Consider the following 14,597-nt stretch of genomic DNA (forward strand, 5'->3'; position numbering starts at 1 on the left):
AGCCGCGCTGCGCGTCGGGCTGCGGCAAGCGGACGTGGCCGACCCCGGCGTGCCGGCGATCCAGGACGACGATCGGTCATCGCGGCGGCTCCTGGCGCGGCGACGACGCGCCCGTTGCTCGACGGAACGAGATTCGACTGTGTGCGAGGTACAGCACGCACGCTCCGATCGTCAGGGCCAGGGCCTGCGCGAGCAGGACTGGCAGGAAGAGCAGTTCCACGAGCAGTGGGAGAAGCGCTGCGTTGAGCAGCAACCCGGAGCTGCTCACGCCCAGGAACCGCATCGCGTCGGTGAAGAGGTACCCACTCACCCGGAAGACGAGCAGGCGCTGGGTGAAGAAGGAGAACACGACAGATACACCGTAACTGCCCAGCAAGACGGCGAGGTAGGGCCACCGGTCGCCGAGGAGCACCTCGATCCAGGCGAAGACCGCATAGCCAAAGGCCGTGTTGGCCACGCCGATGGCCAGGAAACGCAGTCGCTCCTCCCGCCACAGCCGCTCGAACACGGCTAGGTGATCCACTCACGGACGACGTAGTTGGGCCGCTGCTTGACCTCTTCGTAGATGAGGCCGACGTACTCACTGAGGACGCCGATCATCGTGAACAGGACTCCGAACAGCAGCAGCGTGAAGCCGACGATCGTGCCGAAGCCTGCGAACGGCACCCCGAAGGCGAAGAACCGGAAGGCGAGCACTGCCAGGGTGAGGAACGACAGCGCCGAGACCACGAAACCCGACACGGTGATGATGCGCAGCGGGATGTAGCTGTGAGCGAAGATGCCCTTGAAGGCCAGGTCGATGACCTTGAGGGAGTAGGCCTTGGACTCACCACCGAAGCGCGGGGGACGCTCGTGCGGTATGCCGACCGAGCGGTAGCCGACCCAGGCGAACAGCCCACGCACGAAGCGGTTGCGCTCCTGCATGCTGTTGACGGACTCGTAGACCTTGCGGTCCACGAGTCGGAAGTCGCTGGCGTTGCGCGGGATGCGTCCGTCGGTGAGTTTCCCGGCGAGCCAGTAGAACGCCTTGGAGTTGAGCGTGCGGATCGGGCCGGTGCCCTCGCGCTTGCTCACGACCATGTAGACGTTCTCGAAACCTTCCTCCCACTTGCGCAGGAACTCCGGAATGAGCTCAGGCGGGTCCTGGAGGTCCGCCGTCATGACGACCGCGGCGTCACCGGTGATGTGGTTGAGACCGGCCGTCAGGCCGCCGTCCATCCGGAAGTTGCGGGCAAGCTGAAGGACCTTGAACCGCGGGTCGGCATCGTGGATGCGGACAAGCTTCGCGTAGGTGTCGTCGGTGGAGCCGTTCTCGACGATGACCGCCTCGAAGTCGTAGCCGGGCTCGCTGTCGAACACCAGCGCGAGCCGACGAGCGAGCTCATCGACGCAGTCGCTCTCGTTGTAGGCCGGGACGACGACGCTGATGAGCTTGCGAACGGGCGCTCCCTGGGTCACGTGCGCGACTGGAGCAGCTGGCGGTACCACGAGACGGTCTCGGTCAACCCGCGCTCGAGGCCCCACGCCACGGACCACCCCAAGGCGGATCGGGCCTTGGCCGCATCGAGGTACTGGTCCTTGATCTCGTCCTTGGCCTGCCCGAGGACCAGCGGGGCCACCGCCTCGCCGACCGTGGCATGGCAGACGGCTGCGTAGATGTCCATGACCGACAGCGGCTTCTCGTCGCTGAAGTTGAAGGCTTCACCAGGCGCCACGGTGCCGTCGAGGGCCTGGGCCGTGACGAGGTAGGCGTCGACGACGTCTTCGACGTAGAGGTAGTCACGCAGGAAGGTGCCGTCGGAGCGCAGGACCGGCTGCTCTCCCCGCAGCAGCGCCCGGATCGTTCCCGGCACGATGCGGCTCCAGTTCAGGTCACCGCCGCCGTAGATGTTGCCGCACCGGGCGATCGCCACTGGCGTGCCGTAGGTCACTGCGTAGCTGGTGCTGACCAGGTCGGTGCACGACTTGGAGACCTCGTAGGGCGCCGTGCCCCGGAGCGGCATGTCCTCGCGGTAGGGCAGGTCCGGCACGGAGCCGTAGGCCTTGTCGCTGCTCGCGACGACGACACGACGCACAAGGCCCGGGTGCACCCGGGCGGTCTCCAGCACGTTCCAGGTGCCGGCGACGTTGGCCTGCAACGTCTGCATCGGTGACCGGTAGGCGGTGCCGACGATGGTCTGCGCACCCAGGTGCAGGATCGTGTCGACGTCGTGCTCGTTGACCGATCGCTCGACCGCGTCGTAGTCCTCCAGTCGACCGTTGACGACGGTGGTGCGATTGATGGTGCCGCTGCGCAACAGTTCGCTCTGCGGGTCGGCGTCCCGGACGAGGCAGACGACGTGAGCCCCTTCGTCGACGAGCCGCCTGACGGCCCACGAGCCCACCATGCCCGTGGCGCCGGTGACGAGCACCCGCTTGTCCGACCAGTAGGTCACGACCACACCTTCCAGGGAGCGTCGCCGCGATCCCACATCTCGTTGAGCATGGTGGACTCGCGGTAGGTGTCCATCGGCTGCCACCAGCCGGAGTGCTGGTAGGCCACGAGCTCGCGGCGCGCAGCGAGCTCGGCCAACGGCTCCTGCTCAAGCACCATTTCGTCACCACCGTCCAGGACGTCGAAGACGGACTGCTCGAAGACGAAGAACCCGGCGCTCACCCAGTCGTGCACCTGCGGCTTCTCGCGGAAGCTCTGCACGACGGAGTCGCCGTCGAGGTCGACCAGGCCGAAGCGTGACAGCGGCTGCACAGTCGTGATCGTCGCCGCCTTGCCGTGCGCCCGATGGAACGCCAGTAGGTCGGTGAGGTCGACGTCGGCGAGCCCGTCACCGTAGGTGACCATGAACGGACCGTCGCCCTCGACGTAGCGCCTGATCCGGGCGACGCGTCCGCCGGTCATCGTGGCCGCCCCCGTGTCTGCGACCGTCACGGTCCAATCGGCTTCGAGGTGCTGGTCGTGGAAGACCAGCTCGTGCGACTTGCCGAGGGTGATGGTGAAGTCGTTGTTGCGGGCCTCGTAGGAGAGGAAGTACTCCTTGATGATCTCGCTCTTGTAGCCGGCGCACACGACGAACTCGTTGATCCCGTGGCTGGAGAACATCTTCATGATGTGCCACAGAACAGGCTTGCCGCCCACCTCGACCATCGGTTTCGGGCGGAACTCGGTCTCCTCGCGCATGCGTGTGCCCAGCCCACCGGCCAGCAGAACTGCCTTCATCCTGACCTCCGTGGAATGCGACGCGCAGCCTGACGCCTGACAACTTGAAGGCCGTACTATATAGACGCATCGTCCTCCGCCGAGGGCCCGGACCGCGCACGAGAGGCTTTCCACCGCGTGCTAACGGTCCGACCGTGAGGGTCTTGATCGCGCACAACGCGTACCGCTCAGAGAACCCGTCCGGTGAGAACCGGGTCGTGGAAAGCGACGCCGAGATGCTCCGCGCCCGCGGTCACTACGTGGTGACCTACGTGCGCTCCAGCGACGAGCTCGACGCCTGGGGCCCCGTCGCGCGGGCCGGCCTCCCGTTGCGAGCCTTCCGGTCGACCGATGCCGACGACCACGTGCTCGACGTGGTGCGCCGCGAGTCGATCGATGTCGTCCACGTCCACAACCCCTACCCGCTGGTGGGGCTCGGCTTCGTCGGCGAGCTGCGCCGGCGGGGGGTCCCCACCGTTCAGACCGTGCACAACTTCCGGCACGTGTGCATGAAGGGCACGTTCTTCCGCGACGGCCGCCCCTGCACGGACTGCGTCGGCTCGCGCGCTCGCGCTGCCGGCGTACTGCACGGCTGCTACCGCGACTCCCGGGCCCAGAGCGTCGTGATGGCGGCGACGCTCGCCCGCCACGACCGCGTGTGGGACGAGGTGTCCCGCTTCCTCGCGGTCAGCCCGTTCGTGGCCGAACACCTCGTCCGCTTTGGGATCCCCGCGTCGCGGGTCGTCTACAAGCCCAACGCCGTCGTCGAGCCGCCGCACGCCGCCACGACGACCCGGGCCGGCCTGCTGTTCGTCGGGCGGCTCCAGCAGGAGAAGGGCTACGACGTCCTCCTCGATGCCTGGGAACTCGCCGGCCTCGGCTCCCGGACGACACTGACGCTCGCGGGCGGTGGGCCGGACCTCGACGCGGTCCGCCGCCGGGCATCAGGGATGACCAGTGTGCAGGTGCTCGGTGACCTCGTGCCGGAGGAGGTCTCGGCGCTCATGGCGGAGACGGAGGCGCTGATCGTCCCCTCTCGCTGGTTCGAGGGCTTCCCACGCGTCATCGTCGAGGCTTTCGCGCTCGGGACCCCGGTGCTCGCGAGCGCGCTAGGGTCGCTTGCAGCGGTCGTGACACCCGAGGTCGGTTGGCTCGCACCGCCGGACACGCCCAGCCTCGCGGCAGCCCTGCACGTCGTCGTCGGCGACCCCGAGCAGGCCCGGCGTCGCGGGCAGGCGGCCCGCGCCCTCTACGAGCTCAGCTATGTCCCCGAGGTCGTGACCGCCCAGCTCGAGGGCGTCTACGCCGACGCCTGCCGCGAGCTCTCGTGCGGGCCGACCGCATGAAGCTCTCGGTGCTCACGCCGTCCTACGACTACGCGCACTACCTCGAGGACGCGCTGACGTCGGTGGACCGGCAGCACGGCGCGTCGGTGGAGCACGTCGTGATCGACGACGGGTCACACGACGACAGCGTCGAGGTCCTTCGGCGCTGGCCCAGGGAGCTGGTGTGGCGCGCGAAGCCCAACGCTGGCCTGAGCGCCACCCTCAACGACTGCCTGGCGGACGCGAGCGGTGACGTGGTGGGCTGGCTCAACGCCGATGACTACTACCTGCCGGGCGCTCTGGAAAGGGCGCTGGCCATCTTCCGGGCGCAACCGCGGACCGACGTCGTCTTCGGCGACAGCGTCTTCGTGGACGCGGCGGGCCGGGTCACACGGCTGCTCGGCCAGCACCCCTTCCAGCGCCGGCTGCTCACCCGGCTCCCCTCGCCGCCGCTGTCACCGGTCGCGCTCTTCATCCGTCGCAGCGCGCTGCCTGCACGGCCCTTCGACGAGGGCATGCGGGTGCTGATGGACTGGGACCTCTACTTCCAGCTCGCAGACCGAGGCGCCCGGTTCCACTACGAGCCACGCTGCTTCGGTGCCTTCCGTCGACACGAGGCTCAGGCGAGCGGTGAGCCGATGGGCGACGACCACCCGGAGTGGGTGCGGCTGACGAGCAGGCACGGGATGCGCCGCGGCAACGCCGGTCGGCTGGACCGGCTCGCCGGCAACGCCGCGCACGCAGCTCTCAAGCTGGTCGCAGGGTCCTACCGCCGGCAGCTCACGACCAACGGGCTCCGAGGCCGGGACACCCGGTGGTTCGCCACGCAGGAGGGCGCCGACACTGCCGCCAGCCTGTTGGGGATGTACCGGTAACGAGCCGTCAGTCGTTGTCGCGCTGAGGTGCTCCTGCCGTGACGACGAAGGTCGACGGGCTCAGTCTGGTCCAGACCAAGGGCACCGCGGGGCGCATCTCGGGTGGCGGACCTGGCCGCGGATCCAGGGGCTCGCGCAGCTCCTCGACCACCTTTGCTGTCAGCTTGTGTGGCGCCTCGGGACCGGCGCGCTGAACGAGCAGCGCACCGACGGCCCAGAAGAAGGGCACCGCGCCGAACGGCGACTCGAGGATGACCCCGACCAGGCTCGCGACCAGCAGACTGCCAACCGTGAAGACCAGCAGCAGGTCGACGTCGCGGACGCGCCTCCCGCGCCGCAGGAGCTGGCGCGCGGCGGCGGCCAGCGCGGCGAGGGTCCACGCGAGAAGGCCGACGCCGACCAGGCCGAGGCGCGCGTAGGTGTTGAGCACGTAGTTGTGGGGGGCCCGCACATCCTTGAACGTTGTGCCTTCGAAACGCTCGTCACCGCCCGATGCCCCGAGGAAGTCGGTCCCGAAGCCCACCCCGGCCACAACGCGGGACGGGGACGACTGCATGTAGCGGAGGACGTCGGTCCACGCCTCGACGCGCGCGTCAGTGGTCCCGCTCGCTGCGTTGCCGCTGAACTCGGCGTCGCCGCTTAGCCGCCCGTAGATCGCGGTCCGTGGCACCAGGACGAGTGCCAGCACGAGAAGGACGGCCGCCGAGGGGAGCACGACGGTGCGAGGCAGCCGCAGCAGGCTGCGCCTACGGTCGGCGAACAGAATGCCCAGCACGACGATGAGGGCAAGGACCGCGGCGCGGTTGGCGACCTGCAGCACGAGCAGCGAGGACCAGACGCCGCACGCCGCCGCGAGCGCGCCTTGCCACGAGCGGAAGGCGACGAGGGCACGCGCGAGAAAGACGCCAGCGGTGATCGCCAGCACCGCCCCGTCGAAGTCCGCGCGGATCTCGAAGATGCGGACCTTTCCGCCGAGCAGCGGCATGCTCGCGGTCAGCGCCCCGACGTACTTCGACACTGTGACCCAGCCGAGGTGCGCGAGCAGCGCAGCTCTCAGCACCTGCGACGTCCGACCCCAGTCGACCTCCCGGCCCGCGAGGAAGGGGAACAGGGCCACGCAGGCGTAGAGGTACGGCGCCACATCGCGCAGCCCGCTTCGGTCGGGCAACCCCCCGGCCGCCAGACGGAGCAGACACCAAGCGAGCAGAGCACCGAGCGGGAGCAGAGGGCGCCACCCGCTCCGGAGCACCGCCCAGCGGGCGCGCAGCCAGGCGCGATGCTGGCTCAAGAGCCACACGACGGTGCCGACGAGCAGGACGTCGGTGATGTAGACCGCCCGGGAAGGCAGACCGAAGTAGCTCCCCCAACGGCCACACGTGAGCAGGAAGGCGACGACTACGGTGCCCGGGACCAGGCGCAGCGCAGCAGCGTCCTGGGCGTCCGAGGATCGTCGGGCGCTGTCGATGGCGGCGGGCACGGCTCCAGGGTAGGCGGATGGCCTTCAGCCGCTCGACATCGAGGCGTCATTCAGCTTTGGTAGAATTGACCGTGTCTTCCTCCCGCTTTACCCGACCCCTGGCCACTTTCGGCCTGTCCCTCGCCATCACGCTGACCGCCTCAGCGTGTGTGTCCTCGACGGACGACGACGACCGCACTCCGGCCCCCGCCGCAGGACCGCTGGCGGGAGTGCCCGACCTCAACAGCAACCAGCGCGGCGACCTCTCCCGCCGCCTCGCCGCCATCGACAAGAACCTCGTGGCGGACCTTGACCTCGCGGTGACGCGGGCCCGCTACGTCTGCAAGCAGATCCTCGAGGGGCAGCTCTCGGCCGAGAAGCTAGACGCTTTCGCCATCCAGCAGTACCTGGGAGGGGAGGTCTCGGGGATCACGCCGGATGGCGCCTCTTCTATCGTTGCAGCGACCAAAGCTGCCTTCTGCCCGGATCCCAACGCCGCCCCCGCGCCGTCCGCAGGGCTGAACGAGCCCTCCGTGTCTCCGTCTCAGACTCAGACTTCGGTGACGCCCACTCGGCCTTCTGCTCAGCCTTCTGCGTCCTAGGGCCAGATCGCTAGTAGGCTCCTGACCCGCGTATTACGGCAAACATCGTCTTCCACAGGATCATGAAGTCGAGCGCGACCGACCAGTTCTCGACGTAGTAGAGGTCAAGGCGCACGGCCTCGTCCCACTCCAGGTCGGCGCGGCCGCTGACCTGCCACAGGCCGGTCATGCCCGGCTTGACGAGAAGCCTGCGGTGCACGTGGTCGGCGTACTGGTCGACCTCGGTCTGCAGCGGCGGCCGGGGGCCGACGAGGGACATCGAACCGAGCACGACGTTGAAGAGCTGGGGGAGCTCGTCGAGGGAGTACTTGCGGATCGTGATGCCGATCCGGGTGAGCCGTGGGTCCTGCTTCATCTTGAACAGCGGGCCGTCGTGCTCGTTGTGGGCGGCCAGGTCCGCGAGCATCCGGTCGGCGTCGACGCGCATGCTTCGGAACTTCCAGATGCGGAAGGACCGGCCGTCGCGACCGACCCGCTCCTGGCGGTAGAAGACCGGGCCGCCGTCCTCCCGCTTGATGAGGGCCGCGATCACCACGAGGACCGGTGCGAGGAGCAGGACGAGCACGAGCGCTGCAACGAGGTCGATGAGGTCCTTGACGAGCTTGCGGACGCCGCCAAAGGTCGGCTCCTCGACGTGGAGCAATGGCAGGCCCGCGACCGGCCGCACGTGGATGCGCGGCCCGGCGACGTCGGTGAGCGCCGGCGAGAGCGCCAGGTCGACCCCGGTGCCCTCGAGGTCCCAGGCGAGCTCGCGGAGCTCGCGGGTCGACAGCGCGCTGGTGCCTGCCACCGCGACGGTGTCGGCCTGCACGCTGGCCAGCCTGCCGGCGAGATCGCGCGCGGCCCCCAGAAGGGGAATGGTTTCACCGGCCACCTCGACCGGGCGGGTCTCGTAGTCGGGCAGGCAGGCGGCCACGACGCGCATCCCGGTGTAGCGCTCGCGCACGATGCGGGCGGCGAGCGCGGAAACCTCCTCGTGGGAGCCGACCAGGACCGCCCGGTGCTGGGCGTAACCGCGCAGGCGGAGCGCGACGATGACCTTGCGAGCGGCGTAGCGCCCCAGAACGAGCAGGACGAGGCCGAGCGGTAGCGCCACGGCGACGAACCCACGCGACAGGTCGACCTTGAAGACGAAGACCGTGGTGCTGACCAGCGCGGTGAAGCGCACGGTCGCGTTGACGACCCGCTTGAACTCCTCGGACCCGTTGCCGAGGAAGCGGGCCTCGTAGGCCCGGCTCGCGGCGAGCATGAGGATCCACGCGGGCGCGAAGATCGCGGCGACCTCGGTGTAGCCGAGGCCGGTGGTGGTCCCCACCGCGACGTCGCCCTCGGGACCGCCGAACCTGACCAGCAGCGCCGTCAGCGCCGCCACTGTCACCAGCAGGGCGTCCACGACGATGAGGCTGGAGCTGTAGGCGGCCTCCCAGGCCGGACGGCCGACCGGACGCCCGACGTCGGTGAGGGGCACTGCCGGAGCCGTCGTCACGCTGCGACCCGCGTCGCTCAGGCGGAGCGCGGGCTGCGGCTGCGCGGGCGCTGGCGGGCCACGAAGACGACGGCGGCGCCGCCGACGACGAGCCCGAGGCCGCCCAGCAGGGCCGGCAGGGCGTCGGCACCGCTGGTGGGCAGCGCACCGCCCTGGGCCTCCGCACCCGCTGCGACGACGGTGACCGTGGCGCTGACGACCCGGACGCGGCCGCTGGTCTCGAGGCCGCTCGCGGCGAGCACGCGCTCCCCGACGCCGGTCAGTGGCACGTCGACGCTGAAGCCGCCCTCGCTGTCAGCGGTGGTCGTGCCTGTCTGGACGCCGTCGACCGACATCCTGAGCAGCGCACCAGGAGCGAAGCCGCCCCCGGAGAACGTCACGGCCTGGCCGTCGGCGACCTCAGCGGACGACAGCTCGCCGGCGACGACGCGCACGCCCGCCGGGGGGTAGACCCCGTCGACGGCCTGGCTGGGTGAGGCGAGCGTGAGCATCGCGAGCAGAGCCGTCACGAGGACGGTCAGCAGCGAGCGGGCACGCACGTCTACTCCTATCGGGTGAAGCGGGGAAGATCCTGAGGCTATCAGCGCACGGACCGCCTCGTGGGGGCCGAGACGGGCGTGCAGCAGACACTCACCTCAACGGCATACCGGGGCAATCGTCGTGCGCTTAAGCGCGCGGGCGAGCGGCTGCTCGGGGATGCGCACCTCCCCGGCGGTCACCGGCTCGTCGACCTCGACGGCGAAGGTGCGGGGCTTGCCGGGCTCGAGGTCGAGGTAGACCTGCCAGACCGGCAGGCCGGCCTCCATGCCCGGCTCGAGCAGGACGTCGGTCTTGCCGAACTGCGCCGAGACCGGCTTGCCGTCGACGGTGGCGGCGATCAGCTTGGCTCCGCGGGTCGCGTAGACCATCACCCCGAGGCGGTTGACCCGCGACTGCGTGATGGTCTCGTCCTCGATGCGGATCGTGAGGTAGGGCGGCAACGGGGTGGCCGGGACCTGGCTGGTGAGGGTCGTCGTGATGACGGCGCGGCGCCGGTCCTTGCTGCAGGACCCGGCGGCGTAGGTGACCTCGCGGTCGAGGAAGTAGTCGAGCTTGCCGCCGGTCGCGTTGAAGACGACCGGGTAGGCGACCGGCGCCTCGCCGCGCGGGAGGCTGCCGTCGGTCCCGGTGCGCGCGAGCACGCCGGCGAGGGCAGCGTCCTGGCTCGCCATCCGGAGGTGGCCGGAGCGGACCGCCGTCGACAGGCCCCGCAGCAGCGCCGTGCTGTCCCCTCCGCCCGCGGTGAGCTTGCGGACCGCCGCTGCGGCCACCAGGTCGAGCTGCTCCTTGCGGGCGTCCTGCGGGCTGTTCGGGCTGGCCAGCCCGGCGTACTGCCCGATCGCGAGGTAGTCCTCGAGCTGGTCGGCGGGGATCTGACGCCCGCCGCCGAGATCGACCGGGCCGCTGCCCGCGAGGATGGCCTGCAGCGCCTTCGCATCGATCATCACGACCCCGTCGAGGGCGGCACCGCCCTGGGCCTTCCAGCGGGCCTCGACGACCTTCGCGACCACGGGCAGGTCGGGGCTGACGTTGACGTTCTGCCAGATCGAGAGCGAGGCCTGCGCCTCGTAGCGGTCGATCCAGTCCTTCGGCACACCGGCAGGAGCCGGGATCCGGCCGTTCTTCAGCCCGCTGTTGCTGCCCTGGGAGACCACGTCGAGCTTGCCGGCGCGGGCGACGACCTCGGCGTAGCCGCCGGGCAGCCCGCCGGTGCCGCGGCTCTCCGACGTCTGCTGCACCAGCAGGAGATAGCGGCGCGGCTTGTCCTTGCCGAGCAGCGCGGGGGAGATCTCCAGGGCGGCGCTCGCGCCCTCCAGAGACGAGCGCAGCTCGGCACTCGCCTCGGCGAGCTCGGTGCGGGCGTCGGCGACCTGCGCGAGCAGCGCGGAGGTGTCGAGGTCCTGCACCCGATCGTCGACCTTGGCCGCCTCGGTCGCGCTGGCGCGCACGCCCGGGGTGACGCTCTCGAGCAGAGCGATGTCGATGCTGCCGTCGGCCCGCCGGGCCTTACCGGGGTCGAGGCCTTCCGCGCCAGCCAGAGCGGCCGGCAGGACGTCGGCGGCGATGTCGTCGGCAGCGACGGCGAGGCCCCGGGCGACCTGCAGGTTGTTGCCAAGCACCGGGATGGCTGCCGCGAGGCGCCAGACGGGGTCACCGGTGAGGTCGCGGGCCTTGCCGGTGCTCGCAGACGCGGACGCGATCGCGGCGCGCGCCGCGTCGATCTCGCGGTCGAGCAGGGCCGACCGGGCCGCCTCGAGCTGAGCCCGGGCGTCGTCGAGCTGCGACTTGGCCTTGACGGCCCGCAGGCCGATCCACGCGCCCGCGGCGAGCCCCAGCACGACCAGCGTCACAAGGACCCAGGGCCAGCGCCGGCGGCGTCGTACGCCTGTGTCCTGGTCTGTGACGGTCATCGCCTCACCTTAGCCAGCAACGCAGCAGGGCCCCCTCCGAGGAGGGGGCCCTGCTGTGAACGACCGAGGACTAGCGGGTCTGGATCAGACCGCCGACGCTCTGCGCGACGCGGGCGTTGCCGCGAAGGTGGTCGGTGAAGTAGCGGAAGTCGTCACGCGCGATGTAGCGCTGGACGACGAGACCGCGGGAGTTGCCGGTGGTGGCACGCGACAGGTTGAACACGGTCTTGCCGCGACCGCGGGTGTACCAGCCGATGCGCTCGCCGGGGCCGCACTCGAGGTTGCCGCGGACGAGACGGGTGCCGAGGTCGATCGCAGCACCCTTCTTCACCAGGGCGTAGGACGGGCTGATGCGCAGCTTCCACGCCTGACCGGGCGGGTAGACGGCGGTGCAGTCGGACGCCTGGGCAGGCGTGGCCGAGATGCCGATGGCGAGCGGAGCGGCGATGGCCGCGACCGCGAGAGCGGTGAGCTTCTTCATGAGACCCCTTTGGTACTGACTACGTGTGGACTGAAGGCATCCAATCAGATGATCGGTGCCCTGCGCGACCCCCCTCGCAAAAGGAGAGGAAGCGCTGGCTTGTGAGCAACCTACCCGAAGGTGAGGTCGATCACAGACCCTTTGCGGGATTGCAACCCAGTGTTAACCGACTTGCACGAGCCCGATGGAGCTGCGAGCACCCACGGTGAAGGCGCTCGAGTTGTAGTTGGCGAAGTAGCGGAAGTCCCGCTTCGGGGCCAGGCGGTAGGCCCACCCACCGTTGTCGTTGGTGCCCTGGCGCGACTGCAGGAAGAACGACGTCTTGTTCTTCAGGCGGAAGTAGACGCCGATGCGGCGGTCGCCACAGTCGCCGCCGTTGCGCGTGAGGCTGCCGCCGAGCTCGATGACCGAGCCGGGCTTGACCTTGGCGTAGGCGGGGAAGGCGACGAGCCGGTAGCTGCCCGACGGCGGGTAGTTGCAGTCGGCGGCCGAGGCGGGCGCGGCGAGCGCGAGCAGCGGCGCAGTCAGGACTGCGGCGCCGAGCACGGACGCGAGGCGGGACTTCACTGGATCTCCCGGATCATGGGTGAGGTGGTGCTGGTGTGACGAACGAGCCGCCATAGAACCGATGATCAACCGGTTGCGCAAGGCCGGTGATCCCGGTCTGTCCCATGGTGTCCGGTTTCGCTTCGTCGGGTAACGCTGCTCGTCAGTCTCGGGACAGCCGGGCCGACAGGTGACTCGAGAGCGCGGTGCCCTCGGCCGCCATGTCGATGGCGTACATCAGCTCGTCCTCGACCATCCCGTAGAGCCGCTTGAGCGCCTTGACCTCGCGGGCAGTCTCGGTGCGGGCCACGACGTCGGTGACGATCTCGATGCGGCGGGCGAAGACGTTGCCGACGTAGACCTCGACGATGCCGGTCGGGTGGGCGAGCAGGACCTCGAGGGAGAGGTCGGTCGGGCCGGGGCGCCACCAGCCGCACTCGCTCGCGGCCGGGCGCAGGCGCTCGCCGTCGGGGCCGGTGAGCCAGGTCTGGCTCTCGTAGTGCAGGAACGGCCGGCCGTCGTGGCTGAAGCGGATCCGCTGCTCGTAGGGGAAGTCCTCCATGCCGGAGTAGCCGCCGATGCCGGTGCCGCTCCACTCGCCGATGAGGAAGGAGATCGGCTCGAGCCGGGGGTGCAGGTCCATGCTCTCCAGCGTAGGGATCGCGGGGAGTCGGGATCGCCCGACATCACGCTGAGCCCTCCGCGATGTTGGCCGATCCCGACATCGGCCACGGTGATCGCCCTGGAGGCCGGCCGCAACCAGTCGCTCTCGCGCGCGGTCGAGGCTCTCGGCCTGCTCGGCTACGACCTGGTCGTCGTCATACGCCCTTGCGTGGCCCCCAGATGGCGGCGATGGGGAGCGCGAAGACCCTCTCCCCGAGTGCGCCGACCGCCGAACCGGTGTGCAGGACGGCTCCGCAGAGGAAGCGGTCACCGAGCTCATCGCGCAGCCACGCCAGATGCTGCCCGTCACGACGCGTCGGCGCGGCCGTCGCCTTGACCTCGAGGGCGACGACTGTGCCCGCCGTGCCCTCGACGAGCAGGTCGACCTCGTGACGACCGTTCTTCTCGCGCAGGTGGTGCAGCCGCGGGCGTCGGTCGCTCAGAGCCACCTCGGGGCGGAGTTGCGCTGCGACGAAGGTGTCCAGGAGCCGACCCAGCAGGTCGCCGTCCCCCAGCACCGCCGGCACGTCCAGGTGCAGAGCCGCGCCGATCAGCGCTGGGTCGACGACGTAGCGCTTCCCACCCTTGACCAGCCTCGACAGCCGGTTGCTCAGCCACGCTGGTGCCTCCTCCGCGACGTGCAGGCCGGCCAGCAGGTCGTCGTACGCCACGGCCGTCCTGCGGTCGATGCCTGCCGCCTCGTACAAGGTCCTGTGGTCAGCGACGCCCGCGCTGCTCAGCGCAAGTGCTTCGAAGTAGCGTCGGAGCCGAACCGTCGATCGGCTCCCGAGCAGGGCGGCGTCCCGCGTGAGCAGTTGTTCGAGGTAGCCGTCGAGCCACGCCCGTCGAGCCGGCCCTGGCGACCGCAGCGCAGCCTCCGGGAATCCGCCACCGAGGGCCAGCTCGACGTAGCCGATCAGGTCCGGCAGCGGATCCGGCAGCGCCAGCGCGTCGATCTCGCCGCGGGCCAGCACGTCGAGGAATCCCTCGCCGGCGACGTTGCCTTGCTGCTCGCGCACGGTCAGCCCGTACATGGCCAGGCGCGTCACACGACCCGTACCGGGCCAGGTCCGCGCACCGAAGTCGGCCCGCACACTTCCGGTGAGCAGGAACCGCCCAGGACGCGCGTCGTCGTCGACGGCGCGCTTGACCGCGCCCAGCACGTCCGGCACCGACTGCCACTCGTCCAGGAGGACGGGCTCGCGGAACGCCGCGAGGGCCGCATCGGGGTCGGCGGCAAAGGCGACCGCTTCAGCCGGGCGGTCCAGACGGACGACGCTGGCGACGTGGCGTCGAGCGGTCGTCGTCTTCCCGGTCGCGCGCGGCCCGACCACCATGGTCGCCGGCAACTCGCTCATGAGCCACGACAGCGTCGTGTCGGCCAAGCGCGGTAGGTACGTCCCGTCGGAGCTCACACCTGAGGATACCGCTTTGGACCACTTCCAAATACCGTTTCAGACCACAGTCCATTCCCGATATGGACCAGACCTTTCCCGACTCAGGCGCCGCGGACCGTCCGC

15 protein-coding genes are annotated in these 14,597 nt (G+C 70.0%); 3 read left to right on the plus strand and 12 right to left on the minus strand.

From position 1 onward, the window contains the following. Positions 1–76 precede the first annotated feature (76 nt). From Q8R60_11310 to rfbF, 4 genes are read right to left on the minus strand one after another with little or no spacing between them, the layout of a single operon-like run. Positions 77–508 carry a GtrA family protein gene (locus Q8R60_11310; GenBank protein ID MDP3713056.1) on the minus strand — a complete coding sequence of 144 codons (432 nt, stop codon included), beginning with the start codon at positions 506–508 and terminating at the stop codon, positions 77–79. Between the two features lie 2 nt (positions 509–510). Beyond that, positions 511–1,458 (minus strand): glycosyltransferase family 2 protein, encoded by a 948-nt coding sequence (locus Q8R60_11315; GenBank protein MDP3713057.1) that lies wholly within the window; start codon positions 1,456–1,458, stop codon positions 511–513. Further along, a complete protein-coding gene (locus Q8R60_11320; GenBank protein MDP3713058.1) occupies positions 1,455–2,435 on the minus strand; it encodes a GDP-mannose 4,6-dehydratase in 981 nt (326 codons plus the stop codon). The genes Q8R60_11315 and Q8R60_11320 overlap by 4 nt, the downstream gene beginning before the upstream one ends. After that, positions 2,432–3,214 (minus strand): glucose-1-phosphate cytidylyltransferase, encoded by a 783-nt coding sequence (rfbF, locus tag Q8R60_11325; protein ID MDP3713059.1) that lies wholly within the window; start codon positions 3,212–3,214, stop codon positions 2,432–2,434. The genes Q8R60_11320 and rfbF overlap by 4 nt, the downstream gene beginning before the upstream one ends. A gap of 134 nt (positions 3,215–3,348) precedes the next feature. On the opposite strand from rfbF, the gene Q8R60_11330 reads away from it, so the two are divergent. Together Q8R60_11330 and Q8R60_11335 are read left to right on the plus strand one after the other, a co-directional pair. Next, entirely contained in the window at positions 3,349–4,539 is a 1,191-nt protein-coding gene (locus tag Q8R60_11330; protein MDP3713060.1) for a glycosyltransferase, read from the plus strand. Further along, positions 4,521–5,393 carry a glycosyltransferase gene (locus Q8R60_11335; protein MDP3713061.1) on the plus strand — a complete coding sequence of 291 codons (873 nt, stop codon included), beginning with the start codon at positions 4,521–4,523 and terminating at the stop codon, positions 5,391–5,393. Before Q8R60_11330 ends, Q8R60_11335 begins: the two co-directional genes overlap by 19 nt. Before the next feature lie 7 nt (positions 5,394–5,400). Here the strand turns inward: Q8R60_11335 and Q8R60_11340 are convergent, their stop codons facing one another. Further along, the gene (locus tag Q8R60_11340; protein ID MDP3713062.1) at positions 5,401–6,870 is read right to left on the minus strand and encodes an O-antigen ligase family protein; all 1,470 of its coding nucleotides are present in this window, start codon (positions 6,868–6,870) and stop codon (positions 5,401–5,403) included. Positions 6,871–6,887: 17 nt separating this feature from the next. On the opposite strand from Q8R60_11340, the gene Q8R60_11345 reads away from it, so the two are divergent. Continuing rightward, positions 6,888–7,451: a hypothetical protein gene (locus Q8R60_11345; GenBank protein MDP3713063.1), complete on the plus strand. Its 564-nt coding sequence runs from the start codon at positions 6,888–6,890 to the stop codon at positions 7,449–7,451. Between the two features lie 10 nt (positions 7,452–7,461). Here the strand turns inward: Q8R60_11345 and Q8R60_11350 are convergent, their stop codons facing one another. The 7 genes from Q8R60_11350 to Q8R60_11380 form a co-directional block, all read right to left on the minus strand. Next, the gene (locus Q8R60_11350; GenBank protein ID MDP3713064.1) at positions 7,462–8,937 is read right to left on the minus strand and encodes a sugar transferase; all 1,476 of its coding nucleotides are present in this window, start codon (positions 8,935–8,937) and stop codon (positions 7,462–7,464) included. Between the two features lie 17 nt (positions 8,938–8,954). Next, positions 8,955–9,476 carry a hypothetical protein gene (locus tag Q8R60_11355; protein MDP3713065.1) on the minus strand — a complete coding sequence of 174 codons (522 nt, stop codon included), beginning with the start codon at positions 9,474–9,476 and terminating at the stop codon, positions 8,955–8,957. Positions 9,477–9,572: 96 nt separating this feature from the next. Beyond that, positions 9,573–11,387 (minus strand): DUF4012 domain-containing protein, encoded by a 1,815-nt coding sequence (locus tag Q8R60_11360; GenBank protein MDP3713066.1) that lies wholly within the window; start codon positions 11,385–11,387, stop codon positions 9,573–9,575. Positions 11,388–11,457: 70 nt separating this feature from the next. Further along, positions 11,458–11,868, minus strand: a complete 411-nt coding sequence (locus tag Q8R60_11365) for a hypothetical protein (GenBank protein ID MDP3713067.1) — start codon at positions 11,866–11,868, stop codon at positions 11,458–11,460. A gap of 162 nt (positions 11,869–12,030) precedes the next feature. Next, positions 12,031–12,435 (minus strand): hypothetical protein, encoded by a 405-nt coding sequence (locus Q8R60_11370; protein ID MDP3713068.1) that lies wholly within the window; start codon positions 12,433–12,435, stop codon positions 12,031–12,033. 142 nt (positions 12,436–12,577) lie between these two features. Next, positions 12,578–13,057: an FABP family protein gene (locus Q8R60_11375; protein ID MDP3713069.1), complete on the minus strand. Its 480-nt coding sequence runs from the start codon at positions 13,055–13,057 to the stop codon at positions 12,578–12,580. A gap of 175 nt (positions 13,058–13,232) precedes the next feature. Further along, the gene (locus Q8R60_11380; GenBank protein MDP3713070.1) at positions 13,233–14,435 is read right to left on the minus strand and encodes a DUF4143 domain-containing protein; all 1,203 of its coding nucleotides are present in this window, start codon (positions 14,433–14,435) and stop codon (positions 13,233–13,235) included. Between the last annotated feature and the right edge of the window lie 162 nt (positions 14,436–14,597).

The organism is Mycobacteriales bacterium, assembly GCA_030697205.1.
In the GTDB taxonomy this organism is placed as follows: domain Bacteria; phylum Actinomycetota; class Actinomycetes; order Mycobacteriales; family SCTD01; genus JAUYQP01.

Bases quoted from the DNA above. Each gene is read 5' to 3' on its own strand.
- Q8R60_11345 (MDP3713063.1), top strand. From the start codon at position 6,888: ATGGCCTTCAGCCGCTCGACATCGAGGCGTCATTCAGCTTTGGTAGAA.
- rfbF (MDP3713059.1), bottom strand. From the start codon at position 3,214: ATGAAGGCAGTTCTGCTGGCCGGTGGGCTGGGCACACGCATGCGCGAG.
- Q8R60_11380 (MDP3713070.1), bottom strand. From the start codon at position 14,435: ATGAGCGAGTTGCCGGCGACCATGGTGGTCGGGCCGCGCGCGACCGGG.
- Q8R60_11360 (MDP3713066.1), bottom strand. From the start codon at position 11,387: ATGACCGTCACAGACCAGGACACAGGCGTACGACGCCGCCGGCGCTGG.
- Q8R60_11375 (MDP3713069.1), bottom strand. From the start codon at position 13,057: ATGGACCTGCACCCCCGGCTCGAGCCGATCTCCTTCCTCATCGGCGAG.
- Q8R60_11365 (MDP3713067.1), bottom strand. From the start codon at position 11,868: ATGAAGAAGCTCACCGCTCTCGCGGTCGCGGCCATCGCCGCTCCGCTC.